This is a genomic window from Hallella bergensis DSM 17361, assembly GCF_000160535.1.
Classification (GTDB): domain Bacteria; phylum Bacteroidota; class Bacteroidia; order Bacteroidales; family Bacteroidaceae; genus Prevotella; species Prevotella bergensis.
Map to the genome: position 1 here is coordinate 158,850 of NZ_GG704783.1, position 16,113 is coordinate 174,962.

General features: G+C 49.6%; 16 protein-coding genes. 9 read left to right on the forward strand and 7 right to left on the reverse strand.

The annotated features are described in order from the left end of the window. Positions 1-109: 109 nt before the first annotated feature. Both HMPREF0645_RS11045 and HMPREF0645_RS13020 read right to left on the reverse strand, forming a co-directional pair. Positions 110-1,432: a UDP-N-acetylmuramoyl-tripeptide--D-alanyl-D-alanine ligase gene (locus tag HMPREF0645_RS11045; protein ID WP_044123613.1), complete on the reverse strand. Its 1,323-nt coding sequence runs from the start codon at positions 1,430-1,432 to the stop codon at positions 110-112. A gap of 122 nt (positions 1,433-1,554) precedes the next feature. Further along, complete coding sequence (locus tag HMPREF0645_RS13020; RefSeq protein ID WP_007175093.1) at positions 1,555-2,154, reverse strand: HU family DNA-binding protein; 600 nt, start codon at positions 2,152-2,154, stop codon at positions 1,555-1,557. Positions 2,155-2,242: 88 nt separating this feature from the next. On the opposite strand from HMPREF0645_RS13020, the gene HMPREF0645_RS13700 reads away from it, so the two are divergent. From HMPREF0645_RS13700 to HMPREF0645_RS11075, 6 genes are all read left to right on the forward strand, one after another. Then, on the forward strand, positions 2,243-2,410 hold the full coding sequence (locus HMPREF0645_RS13700; protein WP_156777922.1) for a hypothetical protein: 168 nt from the start codon (positions 2,243-2,245) through the stop codon (positions 2,408-2,410). Positions 2,411-2,492: 82 nt separating this feature from the next. Next, entirely contained in the window at positions 2,493-3,287 is a 795-nt protein-coding gene (gene folP / locus HMPREF0645_RS11055) for a dihydropteroate synthase (RefSeq protein WP_007175095.1), read from the forward strand. A 43-nt stretch (positions 3,288-3,330) separates the two neighbouring features. After that, a complete protein-coding gene (cdaA, locus tag HMPREF0645_RS11060) occupies positions 3,331-4,113 on the forward strand; it encodes a diadenylate cyclase CdaA (protein WP_007175096.1) in 783 nt (260 codons plus the stop codon). A gap of 113 nt (positions 4,114-4,226) precedes the next feature. Beyond that, positions 4,227-5,276: a phosphate acetyltransferase gene (gene pta, locus HMPREF0645_RS11065; protein ID WP_007175097.1), complete on the forward strand. Its 1,050-nt coding sequence runs from the start codon at positions 4,227-4,229 to the stop codon at positions 5,274-5,276. Between the two features lie 139 nt (positions 5,277-5,415). Next, on the forward strand, positions 5,416-6,615 hold the full coding sequence (locus HMPREF0645_RS11070; RefSeq protein ID WP_007175098.1) for an acetate/propionate family kinase: 1,200 nt from the start codon (positions 5,416-5,418) through the stop codon (positions 6,613-6,615). Next, positions 6,612-7,649: a sugar kinase gene (locus tag HMPREF0645_RS11075; RefSeq protein WP_007175099.1), complete on the forward strand. Its 1,038-nt coding sequence runs from the start codon at positions 6,612-6,614 to the stop codon at positions 7,647-7,649. Before HMPREF0645_RS11070 ends, HMPREF0645_RS11075 begins: the two co-directional genes overlap by 4 nt. An 82-nt stretch (positions 7,650-7,731) precedes the next feature. On the opposite strand, the gene HMPREF0645_RS11080 is transcribed toward HMPREF0645_RS11075, so the two are convergent. From HMPREF0645_RS11080 to efp, 5 genes are all read right to left on the reverse strand, one after another. Then, positions 7,732-8,496, reverse strand: coding sequence for a UDP-2,3-diacylglucosamine diphosphatase (locus HMPREF0645_RS11080; RefSeq protein ID WP_007175100.1), 765 nt, complete (start codon positions 8,494-8,496; stop codon positions 7,732-7,734). Positions 8,497-8,520: 24 nt separating this feature from the next. Beyond that, positions 8,521-8,841 (reverse strand): metal-sulfur cluster assembly factor, encoded by a 321-nt coding sequence (locus HMPREF0645_RS11085; protein WP_007175101.1) that lies wholly within the window; start codon positions 8,839-8,841, stop codon positions 8,521-8,523. Between the two features lie 149 nt (positions 8,842-8,990). Beyond that, the gene (gene radC, locus HMPREF0645_RS11090; RefSeq protein ID WP_007175102.1) at positions 8,991-9,677 is read right to left on the reverse strand and encodes a RadC family protein; all 687 of its coding nucleotides are present in this window, start codon (positions 9,675-9,677) and stop codon (positions 8,991-8,993) included. 76 nt (positions 9,678-9,753) lie between these two features. Next, entirely contained in the window at positions 9,754-10,803 is a 1,050-nt protein-coding gene (locus HMPREF0645_RS11095) for a glycosyltransferase (RefSeq protein ID WP_007175103.1), read from the reverse strand. A 154-nt stretch (positions 10,804-10,957) separates the two neighbouring features. Then, positions 10,958-11,527 (reverse strand): elongation factor P, encoded by a 570-nt coding sequence (gene efp / locus HMPREF0645_RS11100; protein WP_007175104.1) that lies wholly within the window; start codon positions 11,525-11,527, stop codon positions 10,958-10,960. A gap of 223 nt (positions 11,528-11,750) precedes the next feature. Between efp and rpmH the strand changes: the two genes are divergently transcribed. From rpmH to HMPREF0645_RS11115, 3 genes are all read left to right on the forward strand, one after another. Further along, a complete protein-coding gene (rpmH, locus tag HMPREF0645_RS11105; RefSeq protein WP_044123589.1) occupies positions 11,751-11,906 on the forward strand; it encodes a 50S ribosomal protein L34 in 156 nt (51 codons plus the stop codon). A 966-nt stretch (positions 11,907-12,872) separates the two neighbouring features. Continuing rightward, positions 12,873-14,510, forward strand: a complete 1,638-nt coding sequence (locus HMPREF0645_RS11110; protein ID WP_007175107.1) for a glycoside hydrolase family 43 protein — start codon at positions 12,873-12,875, stop codon at positions 14,508-14,510. 192 nt (positions 14,511-14,702) lie between these two features. Beyond that, positions 14,703-16,103 (forward strand): PTS galactitol transporter subunit IIC, encoded by a 1,401-nt coding sequence (locus HMPREF0645_RS11115; RefSeq protein WP_007175108.1) that lies wholly within the window; start codon positions 14,703-14,705, stop codon positions 16,101-16,103. Positions 16,104-16,113: the final 10 nt, after the last annotated feature.

Consider the following 16,113-nt stretch of genomic DNA (forward strand, 5'->3'; position numbering starts at 1 on the left):
TTCAGAATTGCAAAACTATATGCCTACCCCCATTGAAATACTACTGAGCCGTCAGCTCCTTGTGAATTGAAAATTGTGACGAGTTGATGAACTCGCAAATCATTGTGAATTACAACTCCGTTGTGAGTTGTGAAAGATGCATGCCATTTGAGCCTTTGACAAGGATGCAGTAGCCGGAAGGCTGTTCAGTGGCGAGCGCTGCTTTCACTTCCTCCACATCCTTGAACTTGCGGAATTTGCACGAAGTCTTGGCAAACTCCCCTCCGACAAGCCAAATCGTATCGATGTCAGAAGCCTTGAGACTGTCTGCTATCTTCTGATGTTCCTCTTCGCTCACCTCTCCCAGCTCTCGCATGTCGCCCAGAATCGCCATTCTGGGCTGCGTCATGCTCATGCGTTCAAAGTTGTCTATGGCTGCCGCCATACTCGTGGGGTTGGCGTTGTAAGCATCTATGATGAGTCGGTTGCGGCTTGTTTCAACAAATTGCGATCGGTTGTTGCTCGGCGTGTAGCTTTCGAGCGCCTGACGGATTTGCTCTTCCGACACACCGAAGTGCAACCCCACCGTGATGGCTGCCAACACATTGTCAAGGTTGTAGGCACCGACAAGATGGGTCGACACCTCCTGCATAGAGGTGGGAGAATGATGTTCGGCATGTGAAGCCCCCCATTGCAGCTTGAGAAATGGGTCACAGCTCATCACCTCACCCCACACTTGTGCCCCATCGTCCTGGCCATAGCTGATGATGCGCTCAAGCCTGCGCTGGTGAGCCATGTCCACCAGATGCTCGTTGCTCGTGTTGAGAAAAACCGGCGCGTGGCACGCCTTGAGATAGTCATAGAGCTCGCCCTTGGCCTGCATCACACCCTCGAACGACCCGAAACCCTGCAGATGGGCACGCCCCACGTTGGTGATCAGTCCGCAGGTGGGTTCCACGTAGTCAACCAATTTTTTAATGTCGCCCACGTGAGAGGCTCCCATCTCCACCACCGCGATGTCATGCGTCTTGTTCAGTCGAAGTAGCGTCTTGGGCACCCCCACATCGTTGTTGAAGTTGCCCTCGGTGTGCATCACGTTGTATTTCTCCGACAGCACCGCCGAAAGCAGTTCTTTGGTTGTTGTCTTGCCGTTCGTCCCGGTAATGCCAATCACCGGTATGTCGAACTGTCGGCGATGCTCGCGGGCGAGTTCCTTATAGGTAAGAAGACAGTCGTCCACCAGAATGATGCGGTCGTCGGCCTCGTCATCGTATTCCTTCTCGTCGATAACGGCATAGCTGCAACCCTTGTCGAGCGCAGCCTTGGCAAACTTGTTGCCGTCGAACGAAGCCCCTTTCAGGGCAATAAAGATGCTGTCCTTGGGGCAGTTGCGGCTGTCGGTCGTTACCTCCGGGTGCTGCAGGTATAGTTGATATAATTCTTTGATGTTCATGACTTTTCTTAATAGGATGATAATCGTTTTGTGTTCGCGTTTCTCAAGGTGCAAAAATACTCCAAAAGTTCATGACCTGCAAGAAATGGGTAAGAAAAAAACAGGTCGACTTGTCCCCGTGGTCAGGACAATGGACTCATATAGACAGGCGATCTTCTTGACCCTTCCTTCACAAGTATTCCGAGTTCGGTGAGTTGCTTGAGCCATTGCAAGGCAGCCGACTTGCGCAACCCAAACTCGTCCTCCATGATTTTCCGGTTGATGAATCGATGACTGGCAAGATAAGACCTCACTTTTTTCGCCATTTCATCGGCATTATACCGGTGCGAACGCGTGGTGCCCTCCATGCGCAAGAACCTCACCCTGCCTTGCATGTCGCTCATGACAGACGCTTCGGGACGAAACAAGATGCCCGAGGCATAGAGATGGTTGCCCCTCATCTTTTTCCGGTCTTCGAGCTTGATGCTCCTCACTTTCAACGAAAAATAACCAATGCTCGACAGATGTAGGCGACGACCTGCCGAGAGTTCCGTGGTCATGACATGGTTCAGGGCCGCCAAGACGCTCCTGATGTCGCTGGCGGTGAGGGTGCAGTTGTGGCTTATTTTTTCTTCCAGTTCTCTGGGAGAAAGGGATTGTTCATACTGCGGACGGGCATAAAAACGTTGCTCGCCGCTTCCGTTAGAATTCTCAATGGAATGAATGTCAAATTTGATGCTCATAATTGTTGAATGAATTTGTTGAATAGATAGGGTAGAACATGCGCGTAAGCTTGGACTTTTCCGCATTCCACCGTATGTGTGTTGTCGTGTGGCAAAGATACGCAACCCTTTCCCTACGATCATCACCACATGGGGGTATGGCGGCAACCATGTCGTATGGCGAGTGCCGGACACCCGTCGCACGGACGCAGTTCATGTGGATGTCGGCCGCCGAACAGTTGTTTCGCGGTCGGAAAACAGCAAGGTGCAGTTGTGATGAGAAAAGTATGTGACGAAGATGAATATTTCATTGGCAGTTTACTGATTATTTTGTAAGTTTGCAGAAAAGTATCGCAACAATGGACTATACAATCAATGTTCGTGGTCGCCTGATGTCTCTGGGCGAACCGCAGGTGATGGGTATTATGAATGTCACGCCCAATTCGTTCTACGCGACGAGCCGCGTACAGACCGAGACGGCTATCCGAGCTCGTGTGAAGCAAATCCGTGCAGAGGGAGGGACCATTATAGACGTGGGTGCCTGCTCCACGAATCCCTATCTCGAGAAGCTCACCTCCGAGGAGGAAGAGATGCGCCAACTTGACATGGCGCTGACCGTGTTGAAGGAAGAGGATGCCGAAATCGCTGTTTCCATCGATACTTTTCGTGCCAAGGTGGCACAGATGTGCATTGAGAAATATCATGTCGACATCATCAATGACATTTCCACCGGGGAAGACCCCGAGATGTTTCCCCTCGTGGCGGAAACCGGTACGCCCTATATCCTGATGACGCAGAAGGCGACCCTCCACGATATACTGATGGAATTCTCGGAAAAGGTGCAGCAGTTGCGCGACCTTGGACAGAAGGATATCATCCTCGACCCGGGATATGGCTTTGGCAAGACGATGGCCGAAAACTTCAAATTGTTCGATGAAATGGACCGTTTTGAGGTGATGGAGCTACCCTTGCTTGTAGGAATTTCGCGCAAGCGTATGATTTATCAGACTTTTGGCACCACGCCCGAGGAATCGCTCAACGGCACTACCGTACTCAACACCATCGCGTTGACGAAGGGAGCCTCAATCCTTCGTGTGCACGACGTAAAAGAAGCCGTAGAGGCCGTCAGGCTGTATAAGGCACTCCGAAGTTAGGAACTGCCTTCTCAACATTTTCACTCCCTAAAGTAAAGAAGCTATGTTCTTTGAATTTGGAATTAAAGACGCCATCGACATCCTGCTTGTCGCCCTGATGCTTTACTATATCTACCGACTGATGAAAGAGAGCCGGTCGCTCAACGTTTTTGTCGGTATCATGGTGTTTGTGCTGATGTGGTTGTTTGTGTCGCAGGTACTTGAAATGCGCCTGCTGGGAAGCATCATGGACAAGTTGGTGAGTGTCGGTGTCATCGGGTTGATCGTGCTGTTCAAGGACGAGATACGCAAGTTTCTCTATCAGCTGGGCGAGCATCAGCGGGTGAAGCACCTGTTGAGGTTTTTCAAACAGAAGAAAGACGGCAGTGAGGAAGAAGACAAGGAGACCATCATGCCCATCGTGTGGTCGTGTATGGATATGGCCAAGGGTAAAGTGGGTGCACTCATCGTGATAGAACGGGGTATTCCGCTCGATGACATTGTGCAGACCGGAGAGGTGGTGGATGCAGCGTTGAACAAGATTCTGATCGAGAACATCTTCTTCAAGAACTCACCGTTGCATGACGGAGCCATGATTATTTCCAAACGACGCATCAAGGCGGCCGGTTGTATCTTGCCTGTGAGCCACAGTATGGACATTCCCAAGGAGTTGGGGCTTCGACATCGGGCTGCCTTAGGCATCTCTCAGGATTCCGATGCCATTGCCGTGGTGGTGTCTGAGGAGACCGGTCGAATCAGTGTGGCCATCAAGGGTCGGTTCCATCTGCGTCTCTCGGCAGAGGAACTTGAAAGCACGCTGGCGCGGGAGATGACGAAGCGGACTTGACGAAAAATGTTAACGACATTTAACCCAAGCCCGTTGCACGATTTCTTGCCAGGCTCGCAAAAGATAAGTAACTTTGTGGAAATAACAGTTATCTAATCGAATAAAATCAAATTATGAATTTATTAGAAAGCATTGTAGCGCGTGCTAAGGCTGACAAGCAGCGCATCGTTCTGCCCGAAGCAGAGGAGGAACGCACATTGAGAGCAGCCGACAAGGTGCTGGCCGATGAAATGGCCAATTTGATACTCATCGGCAATCCCGATAACATCAGGAAAAAGGCTGAGGAGTGGGGATTGAAGCATATAGACAAGGCTACCTTGGTCGACCCGTCGAACTGCGACAAGACCGAGGAATATGCAACCTTGCTGGCTGAACTGCGCAAGAAGAAGGGCATGACGGTTGATCAGGCTCGCGAATTGGTGACTAAGAACAATCTCTATTTGGGTTGTATGATCATCAAGACTGGCGATGCCGACGGTCAGATCTCCGGAGCATTGAGCACCACGGGCGACACACTCCGTCCGGCTCTCCAGATTATTAAGTGCGCACCCGGCGTTACCTGCGTGAGCGGTGCAATGCTGTTGCTGACCAACGAGCAGCAGTATGGCGAAAATGGTATTGTGGTGATGGGCGATGTGGCCGTGACACCTAATCCAACCGCCGACCAGTTGGCTCAGATTGCCTATACCACGGCTCAGACGGCCCGTAGCGTTGCAGGAATTGAACAACCACAGGTTGCCATGCTGAGCTTCTCTACCAAGGGGTCGGCTAAGGATGCCATTGACAAGCAGACGGGCAAGAGCGTCTATATTATCGACAAGGTGTTGGAGGCAACGAAGATAGCCAAGGAGAGGTATCCTGATCTGAAATTGGATGGGGAACTTCAGGCCGACGCAGCGCTCGACCCTAAAACGGCTTCAACGAAAGCACCGGGTAGTGAGGTGGCCGGTAAGGCCAACGTGCTCGTAGTGCCTAACCTTGAGGTAGGAAATATTGGTTATAAATTGGTGCAGCGCTTGGGTGGTGCAACGGCTATCGGCCCAATCCTCCAGGGTATTGCTCGTCCGGTGAACGACCTCAGTCGTGGCTGCTCGGTAGATGACATCTATTATATGGTGGCCATTACGGCTTGTCAGGCGCAGGAAGCGAAGGGCAATTCATAATTCATAATTCATAATTCATAATTGGTGCAGCGCGTTTGCAATTCCCAATTTACAATTTACAATTCACAATTGGCGCTGCATCAATTCTTCATTCTTCACTCTTATCTCTTAACTTTCATCTCTTAACTTTTAATTTAAAATGAAAATATTAGTACTTAACTGCGGAAGCAGTTCTATAAAATATAAGCTGTACGACATGGCCGACGAGAGCGTGCTCGCTCAGGGCGGCGTGGAGCGTATTGGGCTCGACGAAGCCTTTATCAAGGTGACTCTTGGTAACGGTGAGAAAAAGCAAATTATGGCAGACCTACCTACTCACAAAGAGGGGGTTGCCTTGGTGTTCAAGGTGTTGCTCGATCCGGAGATCGGCGCGCTGAAGAGTGTCGACGAGATCGACGCTGTGGGGCACCGCATTGTGCAGGGTGGCGACCTGTTCGAAAAAAGTTGCCTCGTTACACCGGAAGTGGAAAAAGGCATTGAGAGCCTGATCGATCTGGCTCCTGTACACAATGCCGGACACCTGCGTGGACTTCGCGCGGTAGATGAACTGATGCCAACTGTGCCTCAGGTAGTGGTGTTCGACAATGCATTCCATAGCACGATGCCCGATTATGCCTATTTGTATGCCATCCCCTATGAGCTGTACCAGAAATATCATGTACGCCGTTACGGATTCCATGGAACGAGTCATCGTTACGTTTCCCAGCGCGTGGCCGAGATTCTGGGCAGGGATATCAACGACATGAAAATTATCACCTGTCACATCGGAAACGGTGCCAGTGTTGCAGCCATCAAGAATGGTAAGGTGGTCGACACCTCCATGGGACTCACCCCGCTGGCCGGCCTGATGATGGGCAGTCGTTCGGGCGATATCGATGCCAGTGCCGTGACGTATCTCATGGAGAAACTTGACAAGAAACCGCAGGAGATGGCCGACTTCCTGAACAAGGAGAGCGGTATGCTCGGAATTACGGGTATATCCAGTGATATGCGCGAGATTGAGGCTGCCGAAAAGGCCGGCAACGAGCGAGCTGTTCTCGGTATGAAGATGTACAGCTATCGTATCAAGAAATACATCGGTGCCTATGCTGCGGCCATGGGTGGTGTGGATGCCATCGTGTGGACGGCCGGTGTGGGTGAAAACCAGATTGGTTTACGCATGACGGCTGTCGAAGGCCTTGAATTTCTTGGCATCAAGATGGATGCGGAGCGCAACAACTGCCGTGGCGTGGAAAAGATTATCTCTGCCGATGACTCCAAGGTGAAGGTGGTGCTGGTGCCCACCGACGAGGAGATCGTCATTGCTCGGGATACGCGCGACTTGGTGGAGAAATCATGAAGATTGTAACCTTTGGTGAACTATTGCTCCGGCTGTCGAAGACTGACAGCCAGAGGCTGTTTCAGGCCGGTGGGTTTGCTGCCAACTATGGAGGCTCAGAGGCTAACGTAGCAGTGAGTCTGGCACAGCTGGGCGATAGGGTGGAATACGTGACGAGTGTGCCCGACAACCCCATCGGCGACGCTGCGCTCAACCATCTGCGCAGTTTGGGGCTCGACGTGTCGCATGCTGTCAGGAGGGGCGCGCGCTTGGGAACCTACTATTTCGAGCCATCGGCATCGTTTCGCAGCACCAAAGTGGTTTACGATCGCGACAATTCCTCATTCAACACCATGGCTCATGGCGACATAGACTGGGATGCTGTATTCAGCGACGCCACCCTGTTCCATTGTTCGGGCATCACATGTGCCACCAGCCGTGACGCACTTTGCACCACGATGGAGGCCGTGGAGTTGGCCCATGAGCGTGGGGTAGAACTCACATGCGACATTAATTACCGAGGGTCGCTGTGGAAATATCCCGGTGCAGACGCCCGCCAAGCTACGCGTGAACTGATGAAATACAGTGAATTTGTGTTTGGCGACCAGATTGAATGGTATGTGGCCAGCGGCTTGAACCCCATTCCCTTTACAGCTGTCGATGCCTCATACGAGTTTGACAGGGATGCTTACCAGCGCTATTTCGACAAGATTCATAAGATGTTTCCCAATTGCAAGCGCATGCTTGTGGCTCATCGCAACCAGCTTTCTTTCCAGCATCATATCAATGCTGCAGTGCTTTGGGCCGAGGGTAAGATTTATACGTCGCGCATTTGGAACATCAATCCTGTGGTGGACCAGATGGGCGTGGGCGATGCCTGGGTGGCTGCATTTATCCATGCCCGCCACAAATGGCCTGACGACGACCAGCAATGCTTGGAGTTTTCAGTGTCGGCATCAGCTCTGAAAAATACCATTCCCGGAGATCAAAACCTTGTTACTGAAGCCGAAGTGCTTGCCAACATGAGCAGAACCGGTGGGCGCATTGACCGGTAAACAGGAAATGGTATGAAAAACAGCACCCGGACAAGATGCCCGGGTGCTGTTTTTCGTACTAACCCATTTTGATATCCACAGATTAGGGTTGGCTCTCGCCCTCTATATATTGTTCAAGGAAGAGATGCTCGCCATCGAACACGGCATACGTGAACTGCCATATCCAGTCGCCGAGGATGAGCACACGTGCCTTGTTTTCCAATGTAAGGTCGAGTTCAATATGCCGATGCCCATAGAGGAAATAGTCGATATTGGGGTGAGTCTTCATGTACTCTTTGGTCCAGCGAACGAGGAACTCCTTGTCTTCGCCCTGAAAGGGAAGTTCCTTGCCGTCGGCGCGTTTCATCCTGCTGTGCTTGGCCCAGTTCAGGCCGAGCTGCATGCCCCACCAAGGATGCAGGAAGTTGAGCAACTTCTGGCAGACAGGGTTATGGAACATCTTTCGCAAGAGTTTGAAATTGTTGTCGGGGTCGCCCAGGCCGTCGCCGTGTGCAATGTAAAATTCCTTACCATAAAGCTCGGTGGTGAGCGGCTTTCTATGCACAATCAGTCCACACTCCTGCTCTAAATAGCCGTAGGTCCACAGGTCATGGTTGCCGGTGAAGAAATGAACCTCTACGCCCATGTCGGTTATTTCGGACAGTTTGCCCAGGAATCGGGTGTATCCTTTGGGCACCACATACTTGTATTCGTTCCAGAAATCAAACATGTCGCCCAGCAGATAGATAGCATCAGCCTTGTTCTTGATGCTGTCCAGAAATCGCACCAAGCGTCTTTCCTGCGTTCTTTTATGCTTGAAAGCCAGCGAGCCCAAATGCGCATCAGATAAGAAATATATTTTTTTCATGATGAGTTGCCAATTCTTGATGATTTACTCAAATCCCAGTTCCACCCGTGCTTCCTCGCTCATCATGCTTTGATCCCATGCGGGATCGAACACGAGGTTCACATTGGCAGACGTCACACCCTCGACACTTTCCACCTTGGTACGCACGTCTTCGAGAATGAAGTCGGCTGCGGGACAAGAAGGAGAGGTGAAGGTCATGTCCAGATCCAGTGTGCCATCGTCTTGGAGATCCACCTTATATATCATGCCAAGATCCCAAATGTTCACGGGAATCTCGGGGTCGTACACGGTTTTGATAACGTCCACGATACGCTCTTCAATCTTGGCTTTTTCTTCTTGTGTCATGTTGCTAATGGTTTGTTTATGCTGCGAATTTAAGAAATAAAATTGAGAAATCCGACGAATCTATTGTAAGAAATCGGTGATGTTATAGAAGACGGCTCGTAAAAGCAAGGTCAAATACATGCAAACGCATGCATGACGGACTGGTGGAGTTATAGTTTTCCCTCCTCGTGATAACTGTAGTATTGGCCGTCGGTGATGATGACGTGATCAAGAAAACAAATGCGCATGGTTTCACAGGCTCTCTTGATTTGCTGTGTCAGCCGGTCGTCGTGCATGCTGGGGCAGGTGTTTCCGCTGGGGTGATTGTGGCATACGGCCATGACGGTGGTGTTGTTGAGCAAGGCATGCTTCATGATCACGCGGATGTCCACGGCGGTTTCGGTCATGCCACCATGGCTGATGGGGATGGCTTTGATGAGCTTGAAGGCCTGATTCATCAGCAGAACATGGAACTCCTCCACATCGAGGTCTTGCAGTTTGGGGTGCATATAGTTGTAGATGGCTGTGGCGGAGCCGAGGTCTTCGCGCTGTTCACGGTCAGACTCCCGTCGGCGCTTGCCCAGTTCGCAGGCGGCCAGGATGGTGATGGCCTTGGCCGGTCCCATGCCGTGATAGCGCTGCAGTTCGCTAATCGACATTTTTCCTAAAGAATTGAGATTGTTGTGGCAGTCTTTAAGAATGCGGCGCATGAGATCCACGGCACTCTCTCTGGCCGACCCTGACCCAATGAGGATGGCCAGAAGCTCAGCATCGCTAAGTGCTGAGGCTCCGAGGCGCTCCAGTTTTTCGCGTGGCCGGTCTTCTTCGGCCCAATGATTAATGGTAATGTTGCTCATGAGTGGAAAAGGTTTCGGGGGCGTGTGAAAGGTCGTTGACGGAATGGGTAGGATAGGATGAGAGAGGAAGATCAGCCTACTTGTAGAAGTTTTTCTCGTAAGCCGAGAACTCGCTTTTCTGGAGTACCATTCGTTTCCATATTGCCTCCATAAATCCACAACCATATCCCATGAGTTGCGTGAAGGCAGCACGAATGGACAGAATCCCGATTTTCAGGCTCTTGTTCAGAATTGACGAGTGGATCAAGACGACGAGGGCATAGAGGAGGATGGGCAGCGACCCGTAAACCATGGCTGCAAAGCCGAACGACTGCTGCATGTGGGTGGTGCCCCAAAAGTAGTTGAGGATGCCGAGGCACACAACGAGTACGAGGCCTATCACGCCAACGGTGAATACCATTGGTAGTACATGCACCAGCTTCAGGCTCTCAGGATACTTCATGTAGAGGTTGATGCGCGCGATGCCGCTGTTGTAAACTTGTCGCCAGAACTTGCGGAAATCGGTTCGGCGCTTGTGATATACCCATGCACCGGGAAAGAGGCGACACTTGCAGCCGGCCTTGAAGATGCGGATGGAGAAGTCGATGTCTTCGCCAAAGCGCATCTTGGAAAATCCCCCGAGCCTCCGGTAGACCTCGCGGCGAATGCCCATGTTGAACGACCGAGGATAGAACTTGTCGAGCTTCTTCTTCCCTCCGCGGATACCTCCTGTAGTGAAGACGCTCGTCATGGAATAGGAGATGGCCTTTTGCGTATCGGTAAACGAGTGGTGTGCGCGGTCGGGTCCGCCAAAGGCATCGCATGGTTCACGCAGCAATTCGTCGTCGATGGCCTGCAGATAATCTTCGGGTAACACCACGTCGGAATCTAATATAAGCATATATTCTCCCTCTGCGCGTTCCACACCATAGTTGCGGCTCTGCCCCGGGCCGCTATTGGCTTTCATGAAATACTTGATATCCAACTGGTTTTTGTATTTCTCACAAATCTCCTGGCAGGGCGTTTGCGATCCATCCTCGACGACAATCACCTCGAAATCGCGCACAGTCTGGCGTGTCAGGCTTTCCAGCAGCTCGTCCACCTCGTCGGGACGGTTGAAAACGGGAACAATGATGGAGTATTTCATAAAGGTAAAAGGTAATAAGATAAATAAGGTGTGAAATGAAAAAGCAAAGTGGAAGAAAAAGGATAAAAGGGGTGAAAAAGTAATAACGCGAAGCTCTCGCTCGGTTGGTTATTACTTTTTCACCCCTTTTATCCTTTGGTTTCCCGCTCTCTCATTATTTTGCTGTTACGCGTCCCACGTAGCTTCCGTCGCGGGTGTCTACGGTGATGGTCTCACCCTCATTGATGAAGAGAGGCACGCGTACTTCTGCACCAGTCTCCAGCGTAGCCGGCTTGGTGGCGTTGGTGGCTGTGTTGCCCTTCACGCCCGGTTCGCTGTGTGTAATAACCAAGTTGGTCTTGATGGGCATCTCGGCAGAGAGGATGGTGCCGTCTGAGGTGTCGGTCTGCACATCCACCACGTCGCCTTCTTTCATAAAATCAGCGCCGGTAATCATGTCCTTGGAGATTGGAATCTGCTCGAAAGTCTCCTGGTTCATAAAGATACAACCGGTGCTATCCTCGTAGAGATACTGATAGGGGCGATGCTCCACGCGTACATCATCGAGTTTCAGCCCAACGAGGAATGTGCGCTCCAGCACACGGCCATCGGCCACATTCTTGAGCTTGGTGTTCATAACAGTGTTACCTTTTCCGGGCTTGCGGTGTTGAAAGTCAATACACTTCCAAATGCCACCATCCATACGGATACATGTTCCGATTTTAATTTCCTGAGAATTAATCATTTGATGTTATTATTTAAATTTGTTGTTGTGCAATATGTTGCCTGCATGAAGCAATGGCTTGAGGCATGCAAAGTTACTATAATTTTATAAAAAAACGCAGAAAAGGCGTTGAAAAGGCACTTAATTCTTTGTTATTTCGAAATTTATGAGTAATTTTGCAGCCCAAACGGGTATTATTGTGCCCTTTAAATCAGAAATAACAAGTTAAAATAAGAATAGAAAGATGAAAAGAACATTTCAGCCTCACAATCGTCGTCGCGTGAACAAGCACGGTTTCCGCGAGAGAATGGCAACAAAGAACGGCCGTCGCGTGTTGAATGCCCGTCGCGCCCGTGGCCGCAAGAAGTTGACCGTGTCAGACGAGCACCACGGAAAATAATTTCCGCATACGTTTTATAGACGACAACAGGAGGGTGTGCCAAAATTTTGGCACACCCTCCTGTTGGATATATGCCTTGGCTTTCACATAAAAAAGGATCATCCGACATTTGGAGTTGAACACGAGGAGCAAGATTCTTCCTGACGAGGATGCCTTCTGTGTCCTATCACATCAACTAAGATGGATCATTGTTCATCCATGCAGTTTTGTTCTCATCAACAGATGTCCGGGATGAATCCTAAGACAACAGATACTGATATTTTTTCTGACAAACATCTCTCTGTATTTCGCGAATTTAAAAAAAAGAATCCTTTGGTTTGAAATTCGAGAAATTTGAGATAATTTGTAGTGGGCTAATAATCAGAGTTTTAATAAATATAGTTTTACAATGCGATTTTTGTCGTCTACGATTAGATATCAAATGCCACTGCGGTTAAACTCTAATCACGATGCGACAATGGTGCGGTCGCGCAATCGATAAGCTCAAATCGCGGTGCCACAAGACTGTAACCGCATCAGTCTTGTGTTTCTGAGGTTCTTCAGGAGCAAAGTTATCCGCAAAAACATGGCGCATCTCTGTCCAGATGAGACGATAGGAAATGGCCGGAAACGGTAATAATATTTTATAAAGTGAAGAGTGAAGAATGAAGAGTGAAGAGTGAAGAATGAAGAGTGAAGAATGAAGAATGAAGAATGAAGAATGAAGAGTGAGGAATATGCACTTCATGACTGTCGTATCACTCGAAATGTCGGATGAACCATAAAAAAGTTCACTCACAAACATAAAACAAGATTTATGGCTGTAATGGTACGTTTGCAACAATATATGTTACATTTTCCAATAAATGTCTTATTTTAATTTTTTATTTTTGCAGTGATTATAGTCGATGACACTTGTGAATTCTGGTCGTCGTAACATGTGGTGACACCTATACTAAGCTCACCTATTTAATCCTAAACATAAAGATGAAACGACTCATTAACTTATTTCTTCTGTGGCTGAGTTTGTTGTCTTGCACATTGACAGCAACGGCTGCCGAGAGTGCAGCTCACCAGCATGAACGCCAATTTACCAATCCGATGGCATGGGCCGACCTGCCCGATCCTGATGTTATCAGGGTGGGAGACTATTTCTATATGGTCACCACCACCATGCATCTCATGCCAGGAGCGTCCATTATGCGTTCGCGCGATTTGGTCAACTGGGAGACGGTGAGCTTTGTCTTCGACCGGCTTACAGATTCGCCTAAGTACAATATGGAGGGTGGAACCGTCTACGGACGTGGTCAGTGGGCCACGTCACTGAAATACCACAAAGGCCGTTTCTATGTGCTTTTTGCCCCTAACGACAATCCTGGTGGTGATACCTATATCTACTCCACGGCCGACCCCACAGGTCATTGGACGCTTGTCTCGCGTCTTCGTCATTTCCACGATGCCTCACTTTTCTTCGATGACGACGACCGAGTATATGTCATTTATGGCACAGGTCAGATGTGTGAGCTGAAGTCTGATTTCAGTGGAGTCGTCGAGGATAGCGATCGTCAGTTGTTCCAGCGGGAGCCTGATGAGACAGGACTACTCGAGGGTAGTCGTATGGTGAAACACAACGGTAAGTATTATCTGCTCATGGTTTCATGGCCACAGGGCAAGCCTCGTCGCCAGGTGTGCTACCGTGCTGAAAAAATAGAGGGTGCATACGAGAAGAAAACTATTCTGGAAACTGAATTTGGAGGCTTTTCCTATGTGGGACAGGGCACCATTGTCGATGCACCCGATGGGCGTTGGTATGGTGTGATATTCCAAGACAGAGGTGGAGTAGGGCGCGTGCTCACGCTGATGCCTTGCTCGTGGCAAGATGGCTGGCCCATTCTTGGCGACCGTTCGGGTCATGTTCCAACAATCATGGACAAGCCTGTTATGGGTAGTGAGGAACTGCATATTGTGCAGAGTGACAACTTCGGTTCGGACCACTTAAAGTCTGTATGGCAGTGGAACCATAACCCCATCGACAGCCTATGGTCGCTTTCCGAGCGTCCTGGATTCCTGCGGCTTAAGACAGGACGTGTGGTTAGCAGCATTTTTGCAGCTCCTAACACGATCTCGCAACGTATGGAAGGACCTGGATGCACGGCCATTGTAGCTCTGGATATATCTCATCTGACCGATGGCGACAAGGCCGGTCTGGCAGCCTTTAATGGTGATTCGGGACTGCTCACACTCTCACGCATGGGAAAGTCATTCACACTTGAAATGTCAGAAGCTTCTGTCTCTCTTTCCGACCGCGAGAAAGCTATTACCAATGTCAAGGAAACTGTAGTTGAGCAGGTGAAGGTGAAGCAGCGATATGTGTATCTGCGAATAGATGCCGACTTCCGACCCGGCCGAGACATCGCCTCATTCTACTATTCGCTCGACAACCGCACATGGCATAAGATAGGTCGCGACTTCAAGATGCGATTTGACTATCGCCGTTTCTTCATGGGAACCCGGGTGGCGCTGTTTTGCTATGCTACGCAGAAGGCTGGCGGATATGTAGACATCGACACATTCACCTATCATAAAATCCAACTCCCCGAAATAAATAACTCGAATAAGTTATGACATCATGGAAAAAGGCCTTCCCTTTTTTGAATCTAAGGAGTCTTTTATGAACTAATTAGTTAGATATGCACATGGTAATAGACTCTGTCTATTGTCAAAATAAGAAAATTATTACATATTTGGCGCACATTTACAATATTATTTAGTAAATTTGCGCTGAATTGTTTTAATGGCAATCTATTAATAATCAATATGGAAAATATTTTCAGTTATATCATCAGCTTGGGAGCAAGTGTGATGATGCCTATTATCTTCACCGTCATTGGGTTGTGCATAGGCATGAAATTCGGTAAGGCTTTGCGATCAGGGCTTTACGTCGGTGTTGGATTTGTAGGCTTGGGTATCGTGACGGCATTGCTCACGTCAAACTTCGGAGATCCGTTGACATTGATCTCGCAGATATATCATCTGCAACTCAACGTGTTTGACATGGGGTGGCCGGCAGCGGCCGCTGTGGCATACAACACAGCTGTGGGTGCACTGATTATCCCCATTTGTCTGGGTATCAACTTCCTGATGCTCATCACCAAGACTACCCGAACGGTCAATATTGACCTTTGGAACTACTGGCATTTTGCCTTTATAGGTGCTGTGGTGTATTTTGTTTTCGACCAAAGCCTGGCTTGGGGTTACTTTGCAGCCATTGTGTGCTATATTATCACCTTGGTCATGGCCGATCTCACAGCTGATAAGTTTCAGGGTTACTACGAAGGACTGGACGGAATATCGGTTCCACAGCCGTTCTGCCAGAGCTTTGTTCCGTTCACGCTGTGCATTGACTGGGTGTTGGAAAAAATCCCCGGATTCAACAAACTTGATGTCGACGCCGAGGGTCTTAAGAAAAAGTTTGGTGTGCTGGGCGAGCCCCTTGTGTTGGGTGTGATTGTCGGTGCACTGATAGGTCTTGTGGCACAGCTGGAGGTGAAGCGAGTGCTTTTCCTCGGCGTGACAATGGGAGCCGTGATGGAGCTGATTCCCCGCATCACCAAATTGTTTATCGACGGACTGATGCCTATATCGGACAAGACCAAGGATATTGTCGAGAAGAGATTTCATGGCAAGAGGGTTTTCATCGGAATGAGTCCTGCACTCGTTATCGGACACCCCACCTCCTTAGTTTGCACCTTGTTGCTGATTCCCACTTATCTTGTTATCTCCGTAGTGCTGCCCGGTAACCAATTTCTGCCCCTGGCATCGTTGGCCGGACTGTTCTATCTGTTCCCCATTATGTTGCCGTATACTAAGGGTAACGTTGTGAGGACCTATATCATAGGCCTCGTTGCACTGCTTGTCGGTCTTTGGTTCGTTACGGACATGGCTCCCGACTTCACCAAGGCTGCAGCATCGGTGTTTGCGGCCACCGGTGACAAGGCAGCCGATGTTCCCGATGGATTTATGGCCGGTAGCATGGACTTTGCAAGTTCACTGCTGGGCTACACCATCTATGCGGCTACGAAGTATGCCAAGATGATTGGAGCTGCCGTTCTGGTGATCGTCACCGTAGGAATGATGCTGTGGAACCGTAGACTTATCATTAAGGACGAAAAAGCTGCCAGCCAAGCATTGGACTCGCATAGCAACAAGAAACAGTAATTAATAAATA